This is a genomic window from Aquimarina intermedia (assembly GCF_008124785.1).
GTDB lineage: Bacteria > Bacteroidota > Bacteroidia > Flavobacteriales > Flavobacteriaceae > Aquimarina > Aquimarina intermedia.
Map to the genome: position 1 here is coordinate 111,856 of NZ_VNHU01000008.1, position 22,569 is coordinate 134,424.

The following is a 22,569-nucleotide window of genomic DNA, read 5'->3' on the forward strand; positions in this document are numbered from 1 at the left end:
TTCCAGATGGAAAGGCTTTTTTGTTGCCTAGAGTTGATGTATTTTTGACCGACAATTAAATGCAACATTATACAACTGTTTTTTATGAACTATATTCTGTTTGACGGGAGTGCTCGTAATGCCCTTTTACCCTTTACCTTTACAAGACCAATCGCTGAGATTCGTATTGGTATATTAACTATTAGAGAGAAGTGGGAAAGTTATTTGGGAAGTACTACGTCAACGGTAACCGAGGAGTATCTTAGTGAAAAATTCCCGATGGTTGAATTAGCTGAGAATGTAATGATTAATGCGTCCTATCTACCCACACCAACCCTGGTAGAGGCAATAAAAAGCTTACAGCCAAATCAAGGGGTTTTTATAGAAGGTGAACCTGTCGCTTTTTATGTATTAGAGGGTCAAGAAGTGGCATTAGAAAATTATGAGGCGATCAGTTTTGATCAAAAAGTGGAAACTGTGAAAACTACTTGGGATATTTTTGCAAAAAATGGAACTGCATTACAAGCTGATTTCGATTTGTTAACCGAAGGTCGCACCAGTGCACCCTTAGATGAAACAAACACTTGCATACATCCTGAGAATATCTTTGTCGAAGAAGGAGCTTCTATATCGTGTGCGATTATAAATGCAACTGATGGCCCCGTTTACATAGCTAAGGATGCCCATATTATGGAGGGTAGTATAATCCGCGGACCTTTTGCTTTGTGTGAAGGTGCAACGGTTAAAATGGGAGCAAAAATATATGGACCAACCACCATCGGACCGTTTTCAAAAGTCGGAGGCGAGGTTAATAACTCCGTGCTCTTCGGGTATTCTAATAAAGGTCATGATGGTTTTTTAGGGAATTCAGTAATTGGTGAATGGTGCAACCTGGGAGCAGATACAAACACTTCTAACTTAAAGAATAATTACGCACCGGTGCGGCTGTGGAGTTACGAAACTGAGAATTTTGCAAAAACCGGATTACAGTTTTGTGGCTTGATGATGGGAGATCATTCAAAATGTGGGATTAATACCATGTTTAACACCGGGACGATGATCGGGGTTAACGCCAATATTTTTGGTAGTGGTTTTCCACGAAATTTTATTCCCAGCTATAGTTGGGGAGGCAGTAATGGCTTCACTACGTATTTGACAAAAAAAGCCTTTGAAGTGGCTAAAGTAGTTATGTCAAGACGTAGCGTTGAATTTACCGAAATGGATGAAAAAATTCTGGAACATGTCTTCGAAATTACGCAGCAGTGGCGAACGTCCTACGATAAATAAACAGCTATATTTTTTCTTTCCAAACACGTTTTAGCACTAAAAAATTTTGAGGATTGGTTGTCAATCCGCGGACATTTTTTTGAGTAAATCTAACTACTTCATCATAATACAGGGGTACTATAGGGGCTTTGGCTATGATGATAGAATCCATTTTTGCATATAGCTTAGCGCGCACCTTATCATCTGTAATAAGGAAGCTTTGCTCATACAAGGCATCAAATGTTTTATTTTTAAAGTGTGTGTAATTTGGGCCGTTAGGCGTAAAGTTTTTGCTATAAAATGGCGATAAAAAATTCTCAGCATCCGGGTAATCAGCAATCCAACTAGCTCTAAAGGTTTGTAGTTTACCACTCCATTTTTGTTCTCGAATAGTTGACGGCGGTAAGACATCTACATTGACGTTAATCCCTATTTTTTCTAATTCTCTTTGTATAAATTCACAAATACTCAGGTAATTAGAATCCGTAGCAATGGTAATACTTGGCTCGGTGTCTCCCGTAGCCTCTGTATACTGCGCAACAAGGGAACGTGCTTTATTAATGTCATAGTTGTATCCTTCTTGCGCTGTATATCCCTGTATGCCTTTGGGAATAAAACCACTAAGTGCGGGTGTGCCGATACCGTTTTTGAGATAGGTAATCATTTTTTTTCGGTCAAAGCCATGATTTATAGCTCTCCGAAGTACCTCAGATTGTATTTCGGGCACCTCTATATCCAGATAAAAGCCCAGATATTCGGAATTTAAGTAAGGTCCTTTGTCCAGCGTAATTCTATTACGATACCGATCTCTTAGTTTTCCTGAAGGAGTTAATAGCTCATCTTTATACGACGCATCTAAACTATTAAGCAAGTCAATATTTCCTTTTGCAAATTGTAGAAACTCACTTTGTTTATCCGGTAAGAAAGTTACCGCTACCGCTTCGAGGTAAGGCAATGATTTGCCTTCAAGATCCTTTTCATAATATAAATGATTCTTGCGAAGTACCAATTTTATGTTTTCTTCCCAGAGTTTAAATTGAAATGGTCCTGTTCCTATTGGGTGAGATCTAAACGCATTACCATAATGAGTTACAATTTCTTTAGGTACCACAGAACAATACCGCATACTGAGTAATCCTAAAAAAGCAGGAAATGGTTTTTTTAGCTCTATTTTAAAAATTGTATCATTTACAGCTGAATACTCTTTTACGTTTTTAAGCACCCAATTGCCGGGAGAAGCAACAGAGGGATTAATTAGTCTGTCAAAACTATAGACAAAATCATTGGCGGTAACCTGCCGAGTGCTATCGGGAGTGTTGAATTTAGGATGTTTGTGAAAATATACGTCATCGCGAAGCGCAAAAGTGTAAACTAAACCGTTTTCACTTTGGTTCCATTGCTTTGCAATATCCGGTATTATTTTTAGGGAATCATCTAGTTGAACTAAGCCATTAAAAATTTGATTTGTAGCCCATATATTTCCAATATTTCTTGCAAATGCAGGGTCAAGCGAGCTGATATTGTCATATTGATTGTATCTAAACACCAGATGCTCATGAGCCTTATTTACATCACTGGAACAAGATGTAAGGAATATAAACAGATAAACTACTAAGGTTAAGTTTCTTATAATTTTGATTGTATATGTTTTCAATTTTAGTAAACGAATTTTTGTTGGTATCTTTGCGCCTTCAAAATAAGAAAGTTTCTTTATCTTATCGTAACAAGCCAAGCTTTTATGTGTTGAAACTATAAATTAATTAATTCTAAGATTATTTTTATTCATTTTTTAAATAGAATAGAAATCGAAGGAGTTGAGAGAAGCAAAGTACATGGTCCAAAAAAAAGTAGCATTTTATACCTTAGGTTGTAAATTGAATTTTTCTGAAACTTCTACCATAGCACGAAGTTTTACTCAGGAGAATTTTGAGCGAGTTGAGTTTAATGAAATGGCAGATATTTATGTCATTAATACTTGTTCTGTTACCGATAATGCAGATAAACGGTTTAAAACAATTGTAAAACAGGCACAAAAAGTAAATCCGGATGCTTTTGTAGCAGCGGTAGGTTGTTATGCACAACTTAAACCAAATGAACTGGCAGCGGTTGATGGTGTTGATTTGGTACTTGGAGCTACCGAAAAATTTAAGATAACCGATTATATAAATGATTTGTCCAAAAATGATTTTGGAGAAGTGCATTCTTGTGAGATTGAAGAAGCCGATTTTTATGTGGGTAGTTATTCAATCGGTGATCGAACTCGTGCGTTTTTAAAAGTTCAGGATGGCTGCGATTATAAGTGTACTTACTGTACCATTCCGTTAGCCAGAGGGATTTCTAGAAGTGACTCTTTGCAAAATGTACTGCAAAATGCAAAAGAGATCTCAAGTAAAAATATAAAAGAGATTGTTCTTACAGGTGTTAATATCGGGGATTATGGTAAAGGAGAATTCGGAAATAAAAAGCACGAACATACATTCTTTGAGCTTGTTCAGGCGTTAGATGAAGTTGAGGGCATAGAGCGATTACGTATTTCTTCGATTGAGCCTAATTTATTAAAAAATGAGACCATCTCATTTGTGAGTGATTCAAAAGCTTTTGTACCACATTTTCACATTCCGTTACAATCAGGTAGTGATGAAGTCTTGAAGCTGATGCGTCGTAGGTATTTGACCGATACCTACGTGGATCGTGTTCTCAAAATAAAGGAACAAATGCCAGATGCATGTATTGGTGTTGACGTTATAGTTGGTTTTCCCGGAGAAACTGATGATTATTTCTTGGATACATACAATTTTTTATCAAACCTTGATATCTCATACTTACATGTTTTTACCTATTCTGAACGTGAAAATACTGTTGCTGCAAAAATGGACGGGGTGGTGCCGCTAAATGTTAGAAAAAAACGAAGCAAAATGCTGCGAGGCTTATCAGTCAAGAAACGCAGAGCATTTTATGAAAGTCAATTAGGAAGTACGCATACAGTTCTTTTCGAATCCGAAAATAAAGAAGGATATATCCATGGATTTACTGAAAACTATGTAAAAGTACGAAAGCCCTGGAATCCAGCCTATATAAACAGCATACATCAAGTGATTCTAAAAGAAATTGATGAGGAGGGTATGGTTCGCTTTGATTTAATCTCTGAGAAATAAGAATAAAAAAATCCGTTTTAACAAACGGATTTTTTTATATTCTAAATATTGATTCCTACAGGAAGCAAGTCTTTATATTTGCGTCTGTTCTTTCTCATAAAATTAGCGATCGTTGGACTCGTTGGCACTAATCGGATGTTACGATCTTCTATAATCTTGAAGACAGCGATGATAAATTCTTCGTCATAACCTTTTTCTGCTAGTTCATCGCTCATCACAAGTTTTGTTAGAAAAATTTTACGCTCCTGTTGAGAATACTCAATTTTAGCCTTTTGACCTTCGATAGTAGTTTCGAATTGTCTTAGAAATTCATTGTCAATAACTTCTAATTCAACCCCGCTCATGTGTTCCATATTTAAAAAATTAAATCCAATTTAATACGTTGCATAATACTATAGACAACTGTTTGCGATCGATAGCAATCAAAAGTATCGAGTCTTAAATAGAAATTTACTATTTAAAGCATAGCTCAAGGCTATGTTTTAAGACTATTTAAGTTTTGGTTCCGACGGTTAGAAATGTTTTCCCTTTACAATAATTTAAACCCATGTTTCCTTTTTTCTCACATGAGAAAACTATAATTTTGATACGCAAAGATAAGAAAATAAGAGCCTTAATCATACAATCCATTGTTAAAAAACCTATGCAACAACTAGTTGAACACATTTACTTTGTTCCGGGAATGGCAGCAGATGTTTCCATTTTTGAATACATCCAACTTCCCACAAGTGATTATAAAACCTATACAATTCCCTGGAAACTGCCAGAACCAAGTGAATCAATAGTCGATTACGCCAGGCGGATGTGTGAAGATGTAAATCATGATAATTGCGTGTTAATCGGAGTATCCTTTGGCGGTGTGATTGTTCAGGAAATGGCTAAAATTAGAAGCTTCAAAAAAGTTATAATCATATCAAGTGTAAAGAGTAAATATGAGTTGCCCAAACGTATGAAGCTGGCCAGGAAGACAAAAGCCTACAAATTATTGCCTACGACCTTAATTTCAAAGATTGATAATTGGGAAAAACTGGCGTTTGGCGATTTTGCAAAGAAGCGAGCAGTTATGTATCAAAAATATTTATCTATCAAAGATAAAAGCTACCTGGACTGGGCTATTGAGAAGATGGTTTGCTGGGATCAAGAAGTGCCTCCTGCTAATTTGATACACATACATGGAGATAAGGATATTGTGTTTCCGATAGTAAATATAAAAAACAGAATTTGTGTTCCCGGAGGTACCCATGTTATGATTGTAAACCGCGCAAGATGGTTTAATAAACACCTTCCTGAAATAATTAAGAAATAATACATGGATTTACGCTGATTTCCCTTATATTAGGAGCGTTAGAGTAACCTGAATAAAACCTACGGATAATGAAGAGGATAAAGAGAATTTTAGTATGTCTTGGGGTAGTTTTTACTGCCGGAGTATTAATCAATGCTACACAAGAGGAACCCCAAAAGCCTGTAGAACAACAACAGCTTGAAAAAAAATTAATTAACGACTATAATGTGTACGCCATACCGATGCCTAACAATTTGAATTTTGCAGGAGAGTTGGTGCCTATAGAAAATCCGGACATTAGAGAACGAATGGATAGGGAATTACTGGTTAATACCTATTGGCAATCAAATGGACTGCTTCTTTTCAAGCGAGCAAATAAATACTTCCCATTAATAGAGCCTATTTTGGAAAAATATGGTATTCCGGATGATTTTAAATATCTCGCGGTTATCGAAAGTGGCTTGACACAAGCTGTATCTCCAGCAAATGCTAAAGGTTTTTGGCAATTATTGAGTGCTACAGGTAAAGAATTAGGGTTGGAAGTTAATAGTAATGTTGACGAGCGCTACCATATTGAAAAAAGTACTGAAGCAGCGTGTAAGTATATCTTAGCTGCCAAAGAACGATTTGGTAATTGGACTCTAGCAGCTGCAGCTTATAATGCCGGTAACTACGGTATCGATAAACAATTACAACGTCAAAATGTAGCAAATTACTATGATATATTATTAGGAGAAGAAACCGGCAGATATGTTTTTAGAATTGTTGCGCTTAAAGAAATACTAAGTAATCCTGCTAAGTATGGCTTTAATTTTTCTGAGAAAGACCTATATGATAAAATACCCACATTTACAGTGAAGGTTGATACGGCAGTAACTAATTTTACACAGTTTGCTGAAAAATTTGAAATCAATTATAAGATTTTAAAATTACATAACCCTTGGTTACGAGAGACACATTTGAATAATGCTTCACGTAAGGAATATCTAATCAAAATTCCTGAAAAAGGAGTTTACAAAACAATTGTAGGTCAATAAGTAGTAGTATGTTTGATTGGGTACTCGCTAATATTTGGACACTTCTTTTTGTACTCAATTATATTGTAGCACTTTCTGTGATGGGATTTTTATTAATGCATAATAAAAATCCACATACCACAATGTCTTATATCTTGGCATTGGTAGTTTTGCCTTTTGTTGGCATTATAATCTACTTATTTTTTGGTCAGGAGTATAGAAAAACCAAAATCTTTAGAAGAAAACATGTTTTTGATAATGCTAAGATTAAAAAGTGGGAAAAAGAGTTGCTGCTTGATGAAGAGGAATTAGAATACTACGAGGATAAGTTTCTGGATCATAAAGTTCGTCTGGTTCGACTCATCCAAAAAAATGAAAACTCACCATTAACCTTTAAAAATGAGGTGAGTGTTATAATTAATGGTGAGAACAAGTTTGAATCTCTATTTGCAGATCTTAAAAAAGCACAACGTCATATACACGTAGAATACTATATTATTCGTAATGATACTATTGGTAATAGGTTAATTAATATTCTTTGTGATAAGGCTGAAGCAGGTATTGATGTACGTGTGAGTTATGATTATGTGGGTAGTGAATTACCTTCTAAGCTAATTAAAAAAATGCGCAAATGTGGAATTTCCATACAGCCCTTTATGCCGGTATGGTTTCCTAATCTAACCCGTAAATTGAATTATAGAGATCATCGCAAAATTGTCGTGATCGATGGGGTAATTGGCTATGTTGGTGGAGTAAATGTTTCTGATACGTATGTCAATGGGTTAAATGATACGTACTGGAGAGATACACATTTGAAAATTGAAGGGCACGCCGTTAAATCTCTGCAGAGTCAATTTCTGCTGAATTGGGATTTTGTTTGTGGTGAAGATGAAAGTATCGAAATTAATGACTCTATTTTTCCTAAAGTCACTCAAAAAGGTAAAGTACCTGTTCAGATAGCCGCAAGTGGCCCGGATACAGATTGGGCGAATATTATGGAGGCTATTTTTACCGCCGTAAATACTGCAGAGGAGTATGTGTATATTACTACGCCATACTTTATTCCTAATGAACCTATATTAACAGCTTTAAAAGCCGCATCAAGAAGCGGTATTGATGTTAGGATAATGATTCCTGATATCGGTGATTCGTGGGCGGCCAAATACGCTAGTAATTCCTATCTGGAGGGTTTACTCGAATCAGATGTAAGAGTTTTTCGCTATTGTAAAGGGATGCTGCATGCAAAGACCATTGTCATTGATGACTCTTTTGCTACCGTAGGAACTTCTAATATGGACTATAGAAGTTTTAATATTAATTTTGAAATTAACGCTCTTATATACGATAATGTAACCACACAGAAATTATTGTCCATATATAAAGACGATCTTAAGGAATGTAAAGAAATTAGCCTGGATGATTGGAGAAACAGGCCTTTTGGAGATAAACTAAAAGAATCATTTTGTCGTTTGTGGGCACCGTTATTATAATTCTTATGAGTTCTACAGTAGTACTATATTTAATTGCAATCGGTTTATTGGCTGGGTTTTTAAGTGGAACGCTAGGTATTGGGGGGAGTATCGTGATGATTCCGTTATTGATCCTGTTTGTTGGTTTTTCTCAGCATGAAGCACAAGGAACAAGTTTAGCAGTATTATCTGTCCCGGTAACAATATTAGCGGCGTATACCTATTACAAAGAAGGTTTCGTGAATTGGAAATACGCTATGGTAATTGCATTAACCTTTGTCATAGGTGGATACCTGGGGAGCAAATTGGCAATATCAATAAATCAACTGTTATTGAAAAAGATTTTTGGAGGTATTCTTCTGTTAGTATCCCTAAAAATGATTTTTAACAAATAAAGGTGGAAATTATAATTTTAATAATTTCCACCTTCTTCTTCTTCTTCTTCTTCTTCTTCTTCTTCTTCTTCTTCTTCTTCAGGATCTGAAAAGTCGTCTTCGTCGTATAATTCTAAACCGTCATCAGGTTTGTCGATAGCAGGGTTTTCTGAATTTTTATCCAAATCTGCCATTAGTAACGATACTCCTTTGGATAGGGAATTAAAATGAATGTTATATGAATTGCTTAAAGTTTCGCTTGAATGATGCGTAACTATCTTACGTATGTCAAGCATCTTCTTTTCCGAATTCATGAAGTACATCATAGGAAAACCAAGTGAATGCTTCAACTTATTAATTATAGCCCCGTCTTGGTTTGTTCTTTCATCTACGTAGACTAAGTGTATGTTTGGACTGTAATCTTTCATTACATCCTTAAGATCCTCAACATTATCCCAAAACAATACGATAAAATCTATTTGATCGTGAAAACGATCCGCGAGGTCATTTAAAGCTGGAATTTCTCCTGCGCCGGGAACACACCAAGTCGCATAGGTAATAAGGAATATAGGTTTTTCATACTCCTCAAAATAAATAGGATCTCCTTTTATTGGGTTCACATTAAAGTTGTCCAAATAGGTGCCAACAAGATGAAAATTAACTAAAGAATCAAATAAAAAAGTAGCTCGCTCTAAGTCCTGTTCTTCATAAGCAACATCAATTTTTTGGTTGTACTTTACAATATGGGCAGAGATCGCAGTAGAAAAAGGAACCCTTCTTTCTTCTTGAGCGCTACCGGTCAAATATCCAAAAAATATAATGCTAAGGAGTAATACGTTCTTCATTGTTAATTGATTACAAAAGCTAATGTACTATAAAGGCACCATATAAACTTATAATTCTAGAAAAAACTTGTTGTCTGTATGGGAAAACCATTTAAATTATAAAGATCTATATAATCTTATCAGGCTTTAATAACGCTAGAATAAGATCAATTAGTATACCTAGATTTTTTTCATTTGCTGCTTCATCATATTAATTTGATCTTTCAGCATATTATGCTTATCCAATTTTTTAGCCTCTGTAAGTAAAATTTGTGCCTCGCGTTTACGGCGTTTTGTCATTGCGATTCCGGCTAAATTTAACTTAGCAACTGCTAGATCCTGATCCATGGATAACCCTAACTTTATTGCTTTTTTGAGATATTTTTCTGCTTTAGAGATGTTTGTTTGTGATAACATAATTCCCAAGAGGTAATTATAATACCCTTGTTGCTTAGTGGTAAGTGCTGTTTCCGGATTTTTGATTTTGTCGAGCCATGCTTTAGCACCTTCAAAATCCTGTTTTCTTAATTTTAGAAAAGCGAGGAGAATAAATTCATTTTTGAAATATAAAAAGATAAATATTGAAGATAACAAAATCAACATAATACCATTTCCTATAGATCCTTCGATGATCTGCCAAATTCCTGACCCTATGATAAGAGCCGCTATAAATAATTTTATATTTTTGTTGTACATAAAATGTGTGATTTTTTAATAGCGGCAAAGGTAAGAAAAACAAATAAAAATATTTTGATATTTAGGTTTGTGAAAGTAAAAACTCTTTGTATATTTGCCCGCAGTTTTGGGGACATAGCCAGAGCATAACGTAAATAGATATTTCACGAAGATTTATAAAGATAGATAGCAAATGAAAAGAACGTTTCAACCATCGAAGAGAAAAAGAAAAAACAAACACGGTTTTAGAGAGCGCATGGCCAGTGTCAATGGAAGAAAAGTCTTGGCTCGTAGACGAGCTAAGGGAAGAAAGAAGCTGTCTGTTTCATCTGAGTTAAGACATAAGCACTAATGGTTTTAGTGTATTAAACATATTAAAGGTGTTACTGTATAGGTAACGCCTTTTTTTATATCTAATCGACAAATTTATTCAACTGCAATTTTTAGTACATGCCAAAGAACGAAAATTTAAAAAGTATACTAATCATAGGGTCTGGTCCAATCGTAATTGGTCAGGCATGTGAGTTCGATTATTCAGGAACACAAGCATTACGTTCTCTTAGAGAAGATGGTATCGAAACCATTTTGATCAATTCGAATCCGGCAACGATCATGACGGATCCATCGATGGCGGATCATGTGTATCTGAAACCTTTAACCACCAAGTCAATTATCCAGATTTTAAAAGAACATCCTCAAATTGATGCCGTGTTACCAACGATGGGAGGACAGACTGCTCTAAACCTTTGTATAGAAGCTGATGAAAAAGGTATTTGGAAAGATTTTAATGTTGATATAATCGGTGTTGATATAGATGCAATTAATATTACCGAGGATCGAGAGCAGTTTAGAGAGTTGATGCTCAAAATTGGTATACCGATGGCTCCGCAGGCTACGGCAAATTCATACCTTAAAGGAAAAGAAATCGCTCAAGAGTTTGGTTTTCCTTTGGTTATACGTGCTTCTTATACCTTAGGAGGTGCCGGAGCTTCAATCGTTCATAAAGAAGAGGATTTTGACGAATTATTAACTCGCGGACTGGAGATCTCACCAATTCATGAGGTGATGATTGATAAAGCTTTGATGGGTTGGAAAGAGTATGAATTAGAGTTATTACGGGATAATAATGACAACGTTGTTATTATCTGTACTATAGAGAATATGGATCCTATGGGGATTCATACAGGGGATTCTATCACCGTGGCACCTGCAATGACCTTAAGTGATCGTACCTTCCAAAGAATGCGAGATATGGCTATTCACATGATGCGTAGCATTGGAGATTTCGCAGGAGGTTGTAATGTGCAATTTGCAGTTAGTCCAGATGAAAAAGAAGATATCATTGCGATCGAGATTAATCCCAGAGTATCAAGATCATCTGCCTTAGCTTCAAAGGCAACAGGTTATCCTATTGCTAAAATAGCTTCTAAGCTTGCTATCGGATATACTTTGGACGAATTGGATAATCAGATAACCAAGTCAACTTCAGCCTTATTTGAGCCTACACTTGATTATGTAATCGTTAAAATACCTCGTTGGAATTTTGATAAGTTTGAAGGTTCTGATCGTACTTTAGGACTACAAATGAAGTCTGTAGGTGAGGTAATGGGTATCGGAAGATCCTTCCAAGAAGCTTTGCATAAGGCTACACAATCTTTAGAGATTAAAAGAAACGGTCTTGGTGCAGATGGAAAAGGCTACAAAGATTATGATCAGATTATCGATAAGCTAACACATGCTAGCTGGGATAGAGTTTTTGTAATTTACGATGCGATACAAATGGGAATTCCGCTGAGCAGAATTCATGAGATTACTAAAATAGACATGTGGTTCTTAAAACAATACGAAGAACTGCACCATCTAGAAAAAGAAATTAACACGTTCTCAATTAATTCAATCACAAAGGATTTGTTGTTGGAAGCCAAACAAAAAGGTTTTGCAGACAGGCAAATCGCTCATATGATGCGTTGTTACGAGAGTGAAGTATACAATAAACGAGAAGAATTAGGTATTAATCGTGTTTATAAATTGGTAGATACCTGTGCTGCAGAATTTAAAGCGCAAACACCTTATTATTATTCAACATTTGAGGCCGCAGTTGAAACGCCGGATGGAATCACCTATGTATCCAATGAAAGTGAAGTCTCTGATAAAAAGAAAATTGTCGTTCTCGGATCGGGGCCTAACAGAATAGGACAGGGGATTGAATTTGATTACTGCTGTGTGCATGGGGTTTTAGCTGCTGCAGAATGTGGTTATGAAACTATCATGATCAACTGTAACCCAGAAACAGTTTCTACGGATTTTGATGTTGCTGATAAATTATATTTTGAACCCGTATTCTGGGAGCATATCTATGACATTATTCGACATGAAAAACCAGAAGGTGTTATAGTGCAATTGGGAGGACAAACAGCGCTTAAACTGGCAGAGAAGCTGGATCGTTACGGAATCAAAATTCTGGGAACCAGCTATAAATCTTTGGATCTAGCAGAGGATCGAGGAAGTTTCTCTACGCTTTTAAAAGAAAATAATATTCCATATCCTGAATTTGATATTGCAAGTACTGCAGATGAGGCATTAGCGGTTGCCGATAAACTAGATTTTCCTATCTTGGTAAGACCTTCTTATGTATTAGGCGGCCAAGGAATGAAAATTGTTATCAACAAAAAAGAGCTTGAAGAGCATGTGGTTGATTTATTGAGAAAAATGCCGGACAATAAATTGTTACTTGATCATTACCTTGATGGAGCTATTGAAGCTGAAGCAGATGCCATTTGTGATGGAGAGAATGTATATATTATTGGTATCATGGAGCATATAGAGCCCTGCGGAATCCACTCTGGGGATTCTAATGCCACTTTACCACCCTTTAACTTAGGTGAATTTGTGATGCAACAAATAAAAGATCATACGCACAAAATCGCTTTAGCATTAAATACTGTCGGATTGATCAATATTCAATTTGCAATTAAAAATGATACCGTATACATAATTGAAGCTAATCCAAGAGCTTCTAGAACAGTGCCTTTTATAGCAAAAGCCTATGGAGAGCCTTATGTCAATTATGCTACAAAAGTAATGTTAGGAGATAAAAAAGTGACGGATTTTGATTTCAATCCGAAGCTCGAAGGATATGCAATCAAACAACCGGTCTTCTCGTTTAATAAGTTTCCAAGTGTTAACAAAAAGCTGGGACCGGAAATGAAAAGTACCGGAGAAAGCATTCTTTTTATTGATGACTTAAAAGATGATCAGTTTTATGATCTGTACGCAAGACGTAAAATGTATCTGAGTAAATAAAAAGTTTCTAGATATGATAAAGAGTATAAGTTTTTTCTTATACTCTTTTTTTATGCAGTTAGTTTTAGGAAAAAAAGCTTTACTTTTCAAGAAAACCATCTGCTTCCCAGTCAAGAATGATGGTCACAGTCTCTTGAGGTAAACGACCGGTAGGTGGCATAACATTACGGGTAGCGGTAGTATTTACTCGTCCGATAACGTCTCTCCCGTTATTAATTGCTGCTATGACTTCGCTATATGTACTCAGCGCCATAGGAGCACCTTGTGTAGGCGGGTTATTATGACATTGTAAGCATTGAGACTCGAAGATAGCTTTGATATCGTCGTCGTAGGTCGTTCTTTTTGATGGAATAGGATTCTCATTGCTCGTAGGAGGTTCTATATTCTCCATCTCATCAGAATCAGAACTGCTGCATCCAATGATGCCTAGAACAACTAGCATAGGTATTATATAAAAAAGAGATTTTTTCATAACTTTTACTTTGAGATCTTACTAAGATATAAAAAGATTTCTTAAGAGAAGATGAAATTACAATTCGACTTTTACTGCATATTCTTTGAGAGTTTCCATATGATCTTCTAAAATAAACTCCGATTCTTTAAAACGATTAAAGCGCATTTTTGTTTCTTCTTTTCGAGAAATACTTCGAACAAAGCGTCGGATGCTGGTTTTATCTTTCAAAATTAATCCCGGTACAGCTACGCTTACACCGTCTTTATTTTTGGCAACCATGGTAAAATAACTCGAGTTACAGTGCTTTCTTTTTCCGTTTTGAATGTTTTCCGCCTCCACTCTAACGCCCACAACCATTGAGGTTTTACCCACGTGATTTACCGAAGCTTTCATTGTTACGAGTTCTCCAACCTCTATAGGTTTCAGAAAGTTTACTTTGTCCACACTAGCCGTAACGCAATAGGTTTCAGAATGTTTAGAAGCACAGGCAAAGGCAATTTGATCCATTAGGGACAGGATATAACCTCCATGGATTTTCCCACTAAAATTCGAGTGGGAGGGAAGCATTAATTCTGAGATAGTTACTCTGGAATCATTGGCGTGTTTAAACTTCATCTAGTATGAATTTTGAAAGTTTTATCGGTTTCTAAAATGCGGAGATTCTTCCTCGGCGACGGCTGTAACAAAATATTTTGTGTCACCTAGCCAAGAAAACGTTCCAAACCGTTCTTTATACGTTAACTTAACGTACCTACCTTGTAGGGCTTCAAGATTTTTAATAACATCTTTATGTTTATCTTCAACAGAAAAGCTAAAAATTTGAGCACCCGAAATACCCTGACTAATCTCACCTTCCCAGGTCTTAAAAATAACGCCTTTGTTACTAAATTTTATTAATTCACCGCTTCTGGTTCCTTCGCTAAAATTAGCATAATAGACAAAAGTATACCAGGCTGCAAAAAGCGCAACGATGATTATAAGTAGTATTCCCAGAACTTTTTTCACAAGTATGATGTATTTAAAATGGAAAGTCAAAAATGACTAATTGCCTATAAAAGTAATCCAATTATTTAAGAAACCGTAGGAATTACAATTTCTATAACGCTTTATAGACTTTTTCCAAAAAGGGTTCGATTTCCTTTGGTTCCAACCAACGGGTGACAATCACCAGATTTTGCTTTTGATCTATGACTATAAAATTCCCTCCAAATCCGGCAGCATAAAAGAGATGTTCGGGTAAATTTTCCCAGTGACGATTTCCTTTTTTATTGAGCCACCACATATATCCGTAATTCGAGTTTGCAGTTGATGGTGTCGTAATCTCCTTTACCCAATTCTCTGGTAGCAATTGCTTCGTATTCCATTTGCCATTAGCAAGAAACAGTAAGCCAAAGCGTGCCTGATCCAAGGTATTTATAAAAATACCGCCACCAGAATGTCCGCCCCCGCTGACCGATTGCATCTGCAATCCATCGATGGTCACAAATGAATTATCATATCCATACCATCGCCAGGTTGTAGAAGCCTGTATCGGATCCATAATTTTTTCTTTTAGTACTTGAGGTAGGGGCTTACGCCAAACTTGAAGCAGACTGTAGGCAAGAACATTAACACGAACATCATTATATTCGAATACAGCACCAGGAGTTTGTAGGGTTCTTGCTTTCCAGTCATCCATAGTCCCTTCCTTTGGAGGACGATCAGCCCAATCAAAGCCTCCCCAAAGCTGACCTGACCAGTCAGAGGATTGTGTTAATAAATGTCTCCATGTAATTTTTTTATTATGTTCACTCTTAAAAGTCTGATCCCAAACGTAAGCACTTACCAACTCATCAGATGATTGTATTAAACCACCTTTTATAGCCAATCCGGCAATCGTGGATAAAAAACTCTTAGTCACACTAAAGGTCATATCAACACGTGTAACATCACCCCATTTAGCTATCATAAAACCATCCTTCAAAATAATCCCCGCCGGACCTCCTCGTTTTTTTGTCGGACCGAGTATGGTATGAAATGGTTCGTGCTCAAAACCTTTTAAGATCGCTTGACGCAAATCTCTAGAGCCACTATACTCATGCTCCTTTGCAAATAGAATAGCTTCATTAAGAAGTGATGAATTTATATTGTAAACATCCGGTGTTTTTTCTTCCCAAGTACCTCTTTCCGGAAAATAGAGCTCCTGAGATTGAATTATATATGAACTGCAAATGCTAAATAAAAGTGATAATAAAAGCGTTTTAAGGGTATAATTCATCAGTTTAAGATTATAAAAGTTGTATTCGTGTATTCCTTATTCTTTATCCAAAGCACGTTTGATAATGGACTCAGGTAGTGATTTTTTAGCTTTAGCCCCCATTTTTTTTAACTTCTCTACGCTGGTTATCAAATTACCTCGTCCTTCTACTAATTTGTTCATTGCCGAGGTGTAATCTTTTTTAGCATCGTCAATCTTTTTGCCTACGCCTGTCAGATCTTTTACTAAGCCTTCAAATTTATCGTATAATGCACCTGCCTGACGAGCAATCTCAATAGCATTACGTTGTTGTTTTTCATTATTCCACATCGTATCAATGGTACGCAATGTCGCTAATAATGTGGAAGGTGTAACAATCACAATATTCTTTTCAAATGCCTGATTATACAAGTTATTGTCCTGATTAATTGCTATCGCAAAGGCCGGTTCGATAGGGACAAATAACAATACGAAGTCTGGAGATTCTATATCATATAAATCCTGATATTGTTTAGCAGAGAGTTGATCAACATGTCGTTTTAGGGAGGTCACATGTTCTTTTAAATATTTATCGCGCAAGATATCATCTTCCTCATTAGCATAGCGTTCATATGCGGTCAGGCTCACTTTTGAATCCACAACCATCTTTTTGTTATCAGGAAGATGGATCACAACATCAGGCAAAACACGTTGCCCTTCTACAGTGGTAAAACTTTGCTGAACAAAATATTCACGATCTTTTTCTAATCCGGATTTTTCCAGTACACGTTCAAGGACAAGCTCACCCCAATTTCCTTGCATTTTACTATCTCCCTTTAGTGCTTTAGTCAGGTTAGTTGCCTCTTTACTCATTTGTTCGTTCAAGTCCTTAAGGCCGATGATTTGTTGTCGTAAAGCAGCGTGATAATCAATGCTCTCTTTGTGTGTTTGATCTACCTTTTTTTCAAAAGTCAATATCTTTTCTTGTAGCGGGCTCAAGATATTCTTAATGTTCTCTTTATTTTGCTCCGTAAATTTTAAAGACTTCTCATCTAAAATTTTGTTAGCTAAATTTTCGAATTCTTTAGTGAAGCGTTCTTGCAGTTTTTCAACTTCTTCCTTTTGTTCTTTATTTTTTACCTGAAGGTTTTCGAATTCAGCATTACGCCGCGTTAATTCCGTATTCAGAAATTCTTTTTCTCTTCTTATTTCCTCACGCTCTTGTTGTACCTCGCTGAGTTGTTTTTCAAAAGAAGCTTTGTATTCTGCTTGTTGCGTTGCGACGAATTCTTTTTGCAAAAGTTCGTTCTTTTTTTGCTCTTCAAGTTGCACTTGTAGATGGTTTAATCGTTCTTCGAGCATACTTTTTTCACTTTTTGTTTGAAGTGTAGCCATATGTTTTCCGATGAAAAAGCCAATAACAATAGCGATTAAAAATCCGACAAGAGCGATAATGATAGGAAGGTATTCTGTCATCTAAAAATTTTCTTTAGTCAAAGATAAAAATTTAGAAGCTGTGACTCTCAATACCAGTGATAAATTTGATGACAGCTATTTGTAAATACTAATGTCGTATTCTGTATGTTCTGGTTTTAGCGTCAAAGAGGATAAGGTCCTCGGGGAATAATGAGGAAAAAGCACGGCATTGAATTAATTCTTTGGGACGACCAAATTCAAAACCTTCCCGATTCATTACGATCATTTTATCACAGAGTTGAATGGCAAAGTCTATCTCGTGCGTCGAAAACAAAATTGTTTTTTGCGTTTCGAATGCTAGTCTTTTTAATAGCTTCATGATGTAAGCCTTATGATATACGTCCAAGTGCGTCGTTGGTTCGTCTAATATGATGAAGGGAGTATCCTGGGCTATGGCTCTGGCAATCAAAACTTTTTGTAACTGCCCGTCACTTAGTTCATAACAGCGTTTATGGACTAATTCTTTAATTTGAGTAACTTCTATGGCTTGTTGTACTTTGATTACATCTTCATCAGAAAGTTTGCCTACCCAATTGGTATACGGCTGTCTGCCTAGGGCTACTAATTCTTGTACAGTCAGATTTTTGGAGGCAATAGCTTCAGTAAGGACGACACTTAACTTTGAAGCCAAATCTAAGTTTTTATAGCTTTTTAATTCCTGATCATCCAGATATATTCTTCCGTGTAGGGGAGTTTGCACTTTTGATAAGGTGCGTAGTAGTGTGGATTTACCAATACCGTTGGCTCCTACCAATCCTACAAGTTCACCTTTGAATAACTTTAAATTAATGTTAGCAGCCACCACATTGAGAGATTTTCTCTGGTAATACCCAATAGAAAGATCTTCGGTAGTAAGTACACTATGTTGGTTATCTGTTTCCAAAATTAATATAAGTATCTAAAGTGTTAAAATAGCATTTTTCGTTTACGTACTAAAAGCCAAATTACTACCGGTGCTCCAATTAAAGAGGTAATTGCGTTTATAGGTAGTGTAAAATCACTCGCCGGGACTTGAGCAATGGTATCACAAATCAGCATAATTATACTGCCAAAAAGAATAACCGCAGGTAACAATATTTTATGATCAGAAGTGTGAAATAGTTGTCTCGTCAAATGAGGAACTGCTAACCCAACAAAAGCAATAGGCCCGGCAAAAGCAGTAATGCTACCGGCTAACAAGCTAGTTGCAATTAAAATCAAAATTCGACTCTTTTTAATACTTAGACCGAGACTTTTAGCATAGTTTTCACCCAGCAGGAGCGTGTTTAATGGTTTAATTGCCGCAAAGGCCAATAGCAAGCCGATCAGTGTAATCGAGGATAAAATAAGCAAATCGTTCCAGGTAAGATTACCCAAACTGCCAAATCCCCAAAAAATAAACTGCTGCAACTGCTCTGCGGGTGCAAAGTATGATAATACACTGACAATAGCTGTTGTTATGCTTCCAAACATCAAACCTATAATCAAAATAGCCATTGTATCGCGGATTCTTACTGACACGATCATGACTGCTATTAATACTAAAATACTTCCTAAACTCGCTGCGATTACCAAACTCCATTTTGAGATTAAAAAAACGGAGAGTACAGAACCCGCAAACGATCCTCCTAATAATAACAAAGCGACACCCAAACTTGCTCCAGAACTAATACCGAGAACAAAGGGACCTGCCAGAGGATTGCGAAATAGCGTTTGCATCAATAAACCGGATACTCCTAAACCACTGCCTACCAAGATAGCAGTAATGGCTTTAGGTAAGCGATAGGCAATTATGATATGACGCCAAGATTCCTTATCAACCGTTGCGCCGATTAAACTACGCAAAGTATCTAGCCAGGGGATATAAACAGAACCCAGGCTAATATTTATGATAAAGCAAATCAATAAGAGTATGCCGATACCTATAAATACATTACGATATGATCTATTTGGGGTCAATTAATTTAAGTTTTTAAAAAAGTAAAGTTCGTAATCAGGTAGCACTTCCGGATGAGTGATTTTAATAATATCTTTTAAAATTAAATCGGGTCGCATCGGCCCAAGTTCATAGTATAAAAGCCCACCTTTTTCACCAACTTTTAAGGTCGAAGAATATACGTTTTTATTTTTAAAAGCATTAAAAAGCTGATAACGATTATTCTTTTGATACAGTTCATCCATAGTTTTTGAACTTCCTGATCCGATCCAGAAATCTGCATTTTGCCCTTTTTCCAAAACACTTTCAAAATTTAACGCAATACTACCAGTCGTTTTCTCATCTGCCCATAAATAAGAGGTGTTTGCATCTTTTAAAAACTTAGCTACATAGCTGTCCCCACCGGGGACATGCCAAGTGTCCTTAAACATACTTCCGGCAAGTACAGTTGGTGAGGTTGCTGCTTTTTTTGCACTTTCTACCGCATTGTTGTATGCCTTTTCAATCTCACCAAAAATAGTTCTGGCTTTTTGTTCTTCTCCATAAAAAGCTGCAACAAATTTAATCCATTCTGCTCGGCCCAAAGGATGTTTTTCCATCCAGGACCCGTTCATGACGGTAGGAATACCTGTTTTTTGGATAAGATCATACGCTTTTGTATTTCCGGTGGCAGAGAACCCTATCACAACATCCGGAGCAAGCTCCAAAACTAATTCTGTGTTTATAGAACGTTCATTACCCAATTCTTTTACACTACCATTGCTTATAAGCTTTCTCGTTTTTGCTGAAGTGATATAGTCCGTATTGGGGAAACCAACTAACGTTTGTTCTTTTTCCAATAACTCAAGCATAGGTATGTCTGTGGTTGATGTTACAATCACACGTTGCACAGGGACTTTAATAAAAGTAGTGTTAGGGCTGTATTTAGGTTTTTTGGCTTCTGCGGTGTAAAGGATATAGGTTAACTCCTGTTGTGCATCCGGCCAAGGATTATTTAATTTAATTTCTTTATATCCGTTATATGTCTTGATTGAGAACCCCGTAGCATAGGTCACGGTTTGATTCATTAATGCAATGCCCTGATCTGTGGATAATGCAGTGTTTTTCTCTTTACAAGATAAAACTACCAAGAGGATGATGCTTAATACAAATCTCATTGTGTTTAATTTTACGGGTCAAACTTCGAACATTTTTTGTTAAATTTCATAGTAAATGCTGTTAATTTGTCTTTTTAAAAACAAAGAGATGTCCTTTTTATGTTCCTGGAGTGGAGGAAAAGATAGCTGTTATGCGTATTATTTGGCAGTAAAACAAGGTTGGGAACCTAAAGTATTGCTCAATGTACTCAATGAGCATGGAGATCGCTCTCGTTCTCATGGAATCCCTAAAAATATTCTTACCGCTCAAGCACAAGCATTAGACGTTCCGATCCACTTTTTTGAAGCAACATGGGCAGCTTATGAGGCGTCTTTTATAAAAAATCTGGTGATGCTAAAAGATCAATATGGATTATCTACCGCAGTTTATGGGGATATTGATATTGAAAGCCATCGTGCCTGGGAGGAAAAGGTGAGTGCCGAAGCTGGATTGGAGGCAAAATTGCCGTTATGGAAAGGTTCTCGAAGGGATTTAGTAGAAGAAATGTTAGATACGGGCATTGAAGCGATGATAGTTTCTTGCAATAATACACTTGGCAAAGAATTTTTAGGAAGAACGCTGGATAAAAATTTAATTCAGGAATTAGAAGCTTTACAAATTGATGTTTGCGGAGAAAATGGAGAATATCATACCTTAGTACTTAATGCTCCCATGTTTAAACAACGTCTGCAGGTTAGTGTGGTGGGAGTTGAAAAATCTTCCAATTATAATTTTGCTTCCCTTATTTTAGATGCACCTTAAATTTTAATAACATCAGCGTAATTTATTTTTATTGAAAACGAATCTTTGAGCGCTATTTGCTGCAGACTGGACAGAATTGCTCGCATGGGCCCTGCATGCGTAATTATGATTGCTTTCTGATGGGAGGTTGAATACAATTCATCAAAAAAAGAGCGGACACGATTAGATAAATCAATATAGGATTCACCTCCTGGTACCTTTACGTTCACAAAATCTTGCATCCATGGATCGAGTTCATCTTTTGGGATTACATCCCATTTTAAATTCTCCCAATTTCCGAAATTGAGTTCCATGAGACGTGGATCTATTTTAAAGTTGGCATTGATTTTTTTTGCAAGTTTTGTGCAACGTTGCAAAGGGCTACTATATACTGTGAATTGCTCTGTCGGCGGAAGCTGTAAAAGAATTCGTTCTGCTTCCTCTTCAAATGTAGATGCAATATCTAAATCTGTGTATCCATAGCATACGCCTTTATCAACTTTTGGAGTAGTATGACGAATTAAATAAATTTCCATAACACCAGAACACTTAAATAGAATACGACTTCACTTAATTGTTGTACAGCACCCGCACAATCACCGGTTTGTCCACCAATCCATTTCTTAAATTTAGCTGCCAAAAACATTTTTGAGAGATACATTGGAAGGATGACTGTAAAAATCCATGGTTGATTAAAAAACAGTAATGGTAGTATTCCGAACACAGCACTTATCAACACCATGTTTGCTGACATGCTTCTTGCAGCTGGTTTTGCCTTACTATCATCTGTATCTCGAACATACGGATGGGTAAAAATTAGTGTGGTAGCTATAAATCTACTTAAACTGTGACCAGCGATAAGCAGTAACGGAATCTGATCGGAGGGAAGTTCTCTCAACGCACTAAACTTCATTGCTAATATCAAGAGAATCCCGATAGTCCCATACGTACCCAGTCGGGAATCCTTCATGATCAATAGAATTTTTTCTTTAGTCCAGCCCCCGCCAAAGCCATCGCAGACATCAGCAAAACCATCTTCATGAAAAGCTCCTGTAGCATAGATAGTAGAAAACATGGATATTAGTAATGCAATCTCTGTGGAAAATAAAAAAGAAGCCCCAATATATATAATGGCTCCAATAGCACCCACCAGAATACCGACTAAGGAAAAATAACGTGAACTTTTTTTCAAATAATCAGGATGATGATCGACCCATTTTGGACATGGAATCCGAGTGAAAAACATTACGGCGGTAAGAAAAATATGGAGTTGGGTTTTCATAAA

General features: G+C 36.4%; 23 protein-coding genes. 9 read left to right on the forward strand and 14 right to left on the reverse strand.

From position 1 onward, the window contains the following. The first annotated feature begins 84 nt into the window (after window positions 1-84). Complete coding sequence (locus tag BD809_RS12300) at window positions 85-1,266, forward strand: GlmU family protein (protein WP_148783280.1); 1,182 nt, start codon at window positions 85-87, stop codon at window positions 1,264-1,266. A 4-nt stretch (window positions 1,267-1,270) separates the two neighbouring features. Here BD809_RS12300 and BD809_RS12305 read toward each other — a convergent pair whose 3' ends face one another. Beyond that, window positions 1,271-2,899 carry an ABC transporter substrate-binding protein gene (locus tag BD809_RS12305; protein ID WP_394348850.1) on the reverse strand — a complete coding sequence of 543 codons (1,629 nt, stop codon included), beginning with the start codon at window positions 2,897-2,899 and terminating at the stop codon, window positions 1,271-1,273. A gap of 178 nt (window positions 2,900-3,077) precedes the next feature. On the opposite strand from BD809_RS12305, the gene mtaB reads away from it, so the two are divergent. Continuing rightward, window positions 3,078-4,400 (forward strand): tRNA (N(6)-L-threonylcarbamoyladenosine(37)-C(2))-methylthiotransferase MtaB, encoded by a 1,323-nt coding sequence (gene mtaB / locus BD809_RS12310; RefSeq protein ID WP_148783281.1) that lies wholly within the window; start codon window positions 3,078-3,080, stop codon window positions 4,398-4,400. A gap of 41 nt (window positions 4,401-4,441) precedes the next feature. On the opposite strand, the gene BD809_RS12315 is transcribed toward mtaB, so the two are convergent. Beyond that, window positions 4,442-4,744, reverse strand: coding sequence for an N-acetyltransferase (locus BD809_RS12315; protein ID WP_148783317.1), 303 nt, complete (start codon window positions 4,742-4,744; stop codon window positions 4,442-4,444). Window positions 4,745-4,983: 239 nt separating this feature from the next. On the opposite strand from BD809_RS12315, the gene BD809_RS12320 reads away from it, so the two are divergent. From BD809_RS12320 to BD809_RS12335, 4 genes are all read left to right on the forward strand, one after another. Next, window positions 4,984-5,706, forward strand: a complete 723-nt coding sequence (locus BD809_RS12320) for an alpha/beta fold hydrolase (protein WP_317130875.1) — start codon at window positions 4,984-4,986, stop codon at window positions 5,704-5,706. A 68-nt stretch (window positions 5,707-5,774) separates the two neighbouring features. Continuing rightward, entirely contained in the window at window positions 5,775-6,722 is a 948-nt protein-coding gene (locus BD809_RS12325) for a lytic transglycosylase domain-containing protein (protein ID WP_148783282.1), read from the forward strand. 8 nt (window positions 6,723-6,730) lie between these two features. Continuing rightward, complete coding sequence (cls, locus tag BD809_RS12330; RefSeq protein ID WP_148783283.1) at window positions 6,731-8,191, forward strand: cardiolipin synthase; 1,461 nt, start codon at window positions 6,731-6,733, stop codon at window positions 8,189-8,191. Window positions 8,192-8,196: 5 nt separating this feature from the next. Further along, a complete protein-coding gene (locus BD809_RS12335; RefSeq protein WP_148783284.1) occupies window positions 8,197-8,565 on the forward strand; it encodes a sulfite exporter TauE/SafE family protein in 369 nt (122 codons plus the stop codon). Between the two features lie 17 nt (window positions 8,566-8,582). On the opposite strand, the gene BD809_RS12340 is transcribed toward BD809_RS12335, so the two are convergent. Both BD809_RS12340 and BD809_RS12345 read right to left on the reverse strand, forming a co-directional pair. After that, the gene (locus BD809_RS12340) at window positions 8,583-9,389 is read right to left on the reverse strand and encodes a TlpA family protein disulfide reductase (protein WP_148783285.1); all 807 of its coding nucleotides are present in this window, start codon (window positions 9,387-9,389) and stop codon (window positions 8,583-8,585) included. 159 nt (window positions 9,390-9,548) lie between these two features. Further along, window positions 9,549-10,064, reverse strand: a complete 516-nt coding sequence (locus tag BD809_RS12345) for a DUF2892 domain-containing protein (protein ID WP_148783286.1) — start codon at window positions 10,062-10,064, stop codon at window positions 9,549-9,551. Between the two features lie 172 nt (window positions 10,065-10,236). On the opposite strand from BD809_RS12345, the gene rpmH reads away from it, so the two are divergent. Both rpmH and carB read left to right on the forward strand, forming a co-directional pair. Then, window positions 10,237-10,395, forward strand: a complete 159-nt coding sequence (rpmH, locus tag BD809_RS12350; protein ID WP_073314535.1) for a 50S ribosomal protein L34 — start codon at window positions 10,237-10,239, stop codon at window positions 10,393-10,395. Window positions 10,396-10,493: 98 nt separating this feature from the next. Further along, a complete protein-coding gene (gene carB / locus BD809_RS12355) occupies window positions 10,494-13,346 on the forward strand; it encodes a carbamoyl-phosphate synthase large subunit (RefSeq protein WP_148783287.1) in 2,853 nt (950 codons plus the stop codon). Between the two features lie 79 nt (window positions 13,347-13,425). On the opposite strand, the gene BD809_RS12360 is transcribed toward carB, so the two are convergent. From BD809_RS12360 to BD809_RS12395, 8 genes are all read right to left on the reverse strand, one after another. Beyond that, on the reverse strand, window positions 13,426-13,818 hold the full coding sequence (locus BD809_RS12360; protein WP_148783288.1) for a c-type cytochrome: 393 nt from the start codon (window positions 13,816-13,818) through the stop codon (window positions 13,426-13,428). Between the two features lie 57 nt (window positions 13,819-13,875). Continuing rightward, window positions 13,876-14,415: an acyl-CoA thioesterase gene (locus BD809_RS12365; protein ID WP_148783289.1), complete on the reverse strand. Its 540-nt coding sequence runs from the start codon at window positions 14,413-14,415 to the stop codon at window positions 13,876-13,878. A gap of 21 nt (window positions 14,416-14,436) precedes the next feature. Continuing rightward, the gene (locus BD809_RS12370) at window positions 14,437-14,805 is read right to left on the reverse strand and encodes a 6-phosphogluconate dehydrogenase (protein WP_148783290.1); all 369 of its coding nucleotides are present in this window, start codon (window positions 14,803-14,805) and stop codon (window positions 14,437-14,439) included. 91 nt (window positions 14,806-14,896) lie between these two features. After that, window positions 14,897-16,057 carry a serine hydrolase domain-containing protein gene (locus tag BD809_RS12375; protein WP_148783291.1) on the reverse strand — a complete coding sequence of 387 codons (1,161 nt, stop codon included), beginning with the start codon at window positions 16,055-16,057 and terminating at the stop codon, window positions 14,897-14,899. A gap of 36 nt (window positions 16,058-16,093) precedes the next feature. Then, window positions 16,094-17,491: a DNA recombination protein RmuC gene (rmuC, locus tag BD809_RS12380; RefSeq protein ID WP_148783292.1), complete on the reverse strand. Its 1,398-nt coding sequence runs from the start codon at window positions 17,489-17,491 to the stop codon at window positions 16,094-16,096. Between the two features lie 88 nt (window positions 17,492-17,579). Further along, window positions 17,580-18,374 (reverse strand): ABC transporter ATP-binding protein, encoded by a 795-nt coding sequence (locus BD809_RS12385; RefSeq protein ID WP_148783293.1) that lies wholly within the window; start codon window positions 18,372-18,374, stop codon window positions 17,580-17,582. A 23-nt stretch (window positions 18,375-18,397) separates the two neighbouring features. Continuing rightward, window positions 18,398-19,429: a FecCD family ABC transporter permease gene (locus tag BD809_RS12390; protein ID WP_148783294.1), complete on the reverse strand. Its 1,032-nt coding sequence runs from the start codon at window positions 19,427-19,429 to the stop codon at window positions 18,398-18,400. Continuing rightward, window positions 19,430-20,563 (reverse strand): ABC transporter substrate-binding protein, encoded by a 1,134-nt coding sequence (locus BD809_RS12395; RefSeq protein ID WP_148783295.1) that lies wholly within the window; start codon window positions 20,561-20,563, stop codon window positions 19,430-19,432. It lies immediately after the preceding gene. A gap of 88 nt (window positions 20,564-20,651) precedes the next feature. Between BD809_RS12395 and BD809_RS12400 the strand changes: the two genes are divergently transcribed. Beyond that, window positions 20,652-21,305 (forward strand): Dph6-related ATP pyrophosphatase, encoded by a 654-nt coding sequence (locus BD809_RS12400; RefSeq protein ID WP_148783296.1) that lies wholly within the window; start codon window positions 20,652-20,654, stop codon window positions 21,303-21,305. On the opposite strand, the gene cobC is transcribed toward BD809_RS12400, so the two are convergent. Next, window positions 21,302-21,820 carry an alpha-ribazole phosphatase gene (cobC, locus tag BD809_RS12405; protein WP_148783297.1) on the reverse strand — a complete coding sequence of 173 codons (519 nt, stop codon included), beginning with the start codon at window positions 21,818-21,820 and terminating at the stop codon, window positions 21,302-21,304. The genes BD809_RS12400 and cobC overlap by 4 nt on opposite strands. Next, a complete protein-coding gene (locus BD809_RS12410; RefSeq protein WP_148783298.1) occupies window positions 21,805-22,566 on the reverse strand; it encodes an adenosylcobinamide-GDP ribazoletransferase in 762 nt (253 codons plus the stop codon). The genes cobC and BD809_RS12410 overlap by 16 nt, the downstream gene beginning before the upstream one ends. Between the last annotated feature and the right edge of the window lie 3 nt (window positions 22,567-22,569).

Bases quoted from the DNA above. Each gene is read 5' to 3' on its own strand.
- carB (WP_148783287.1), top strand. From the start codon at position 10,494: ATGCCAAAGAACGAAAATTTAAAAAGTATACTAATCATAGGGTCTGGT.
- BD809_RS12300 (WP_148783280.1), top strand. From the start codon at position 85: ATGAACTATATTCTGTTTGACGGGAGTGCTCGTAATGCCCTTTTACCC.
- BD809_RS12340 (WP_148783285.1), bottom strand. From the start codon at position 9,389: ATGAAGAACGTATTACTCCTTAGCATTATATTTTTTGGATATTTGACC.
- mtaB (WP_148783281.1), top strand. From the start codon at position 3,078: ATGGTCCAAAAAAAAGTAGCATTTTATACCTTAGGTTGTAAATTGAAT.
- BD809_RS12345 (WP_148783286.1), bottom strand. From the start codon at position 10,064: ATGTACAACAAAAATATAAAATTATTTATAGCGGCTCTTATCATAGGG.
- rmuC (WP_148783292.1), bottom strand. From the start codon at position 17,491: ATGACAGAATACCTTCCTATCATTATCGCTCTTGTCGGATTTTTAATC.
- BD809_RS12315 (WP_148783317.1), bottom strand. From the start codon at position 4,744: ATGAGCGGGGTTGAATTAGAAGTTATTGACAATGAATTTCTAAGACAA.
- BD809_RS12400 (WP_148783296.1), top strand. From the start codon at position 20,652: ATGTCCTTTTTATGTTCCTGGAGTGGAGGAAAAGATAGCTGTTATGCG.
- BD809_RS12410 (WP_148783298.1), bottom strand. From the start codon at position 22,566: ATGAAAACCCAACTCCATATTTTTCTTACCGCCGTAATGTTTTTCACT.
- rpmH (WP_073314535.1), top strand. From the start codon at position 10,237: ATGAAAAGAACGTTTCAACCATCGAAGAGAAAAAGAAAAAACAAACAC.
- BD809_RS12360 (WP_148783288.1), bottom strand. From the start codon at position 13,818: ATGAAAAAATCTCTTTTTTATATAATACCTATGCTAGTTGTTCTAGGC.
- BD809_RS12375 (WP_148783291.1), bottom strand. From the start codon at position 16,057: ATGAATTATACCCTTAAAACGCTTTTATTATCACTTTTATTTAGCATT.
- cobC (WP_148783297.1), bottom strand. From the start codon at position 21,820: ATGGAAATTTATTTAATTCGTCATACTACTCCAAAAGTTGATAAAGGC.
- BD809_RS12365 (WP_148783289.1), bottom strand. From the start codon at position 14,415: ATGAAGTTTAAACACGCCAATGATTCCAGAGTAACTATCTCAGAATTA.
- cls (WP_148783283.1), top strand. From the start codon at position 6,731: ATGTTTGATTGGGTACTCGCTAATATTTGGACACTTCTTTTTGTACTC.
- BD809_RS12395 (WP_148783295.1), bottom strand. From the start codon at position 20,563: ATGAGATTTGTATTAAGCATCATCCTCTTGGTAGTTTTATCTTGTAAA.
- BD809_RS12325 (WP_148783282.1), top strand. From the start codon at position 5,775: ATGAAGAGGATAAAGAGAATTTTAGTATGTCTTGGGGTAGTTTTTACT.
- BD809_RS12335 (WP_148783284.1), top strand. From the start codon at position 8,197: ATGAGTTCTACAGTAGTACTATATTTAATTGCAATCGGTTTATTGGCT.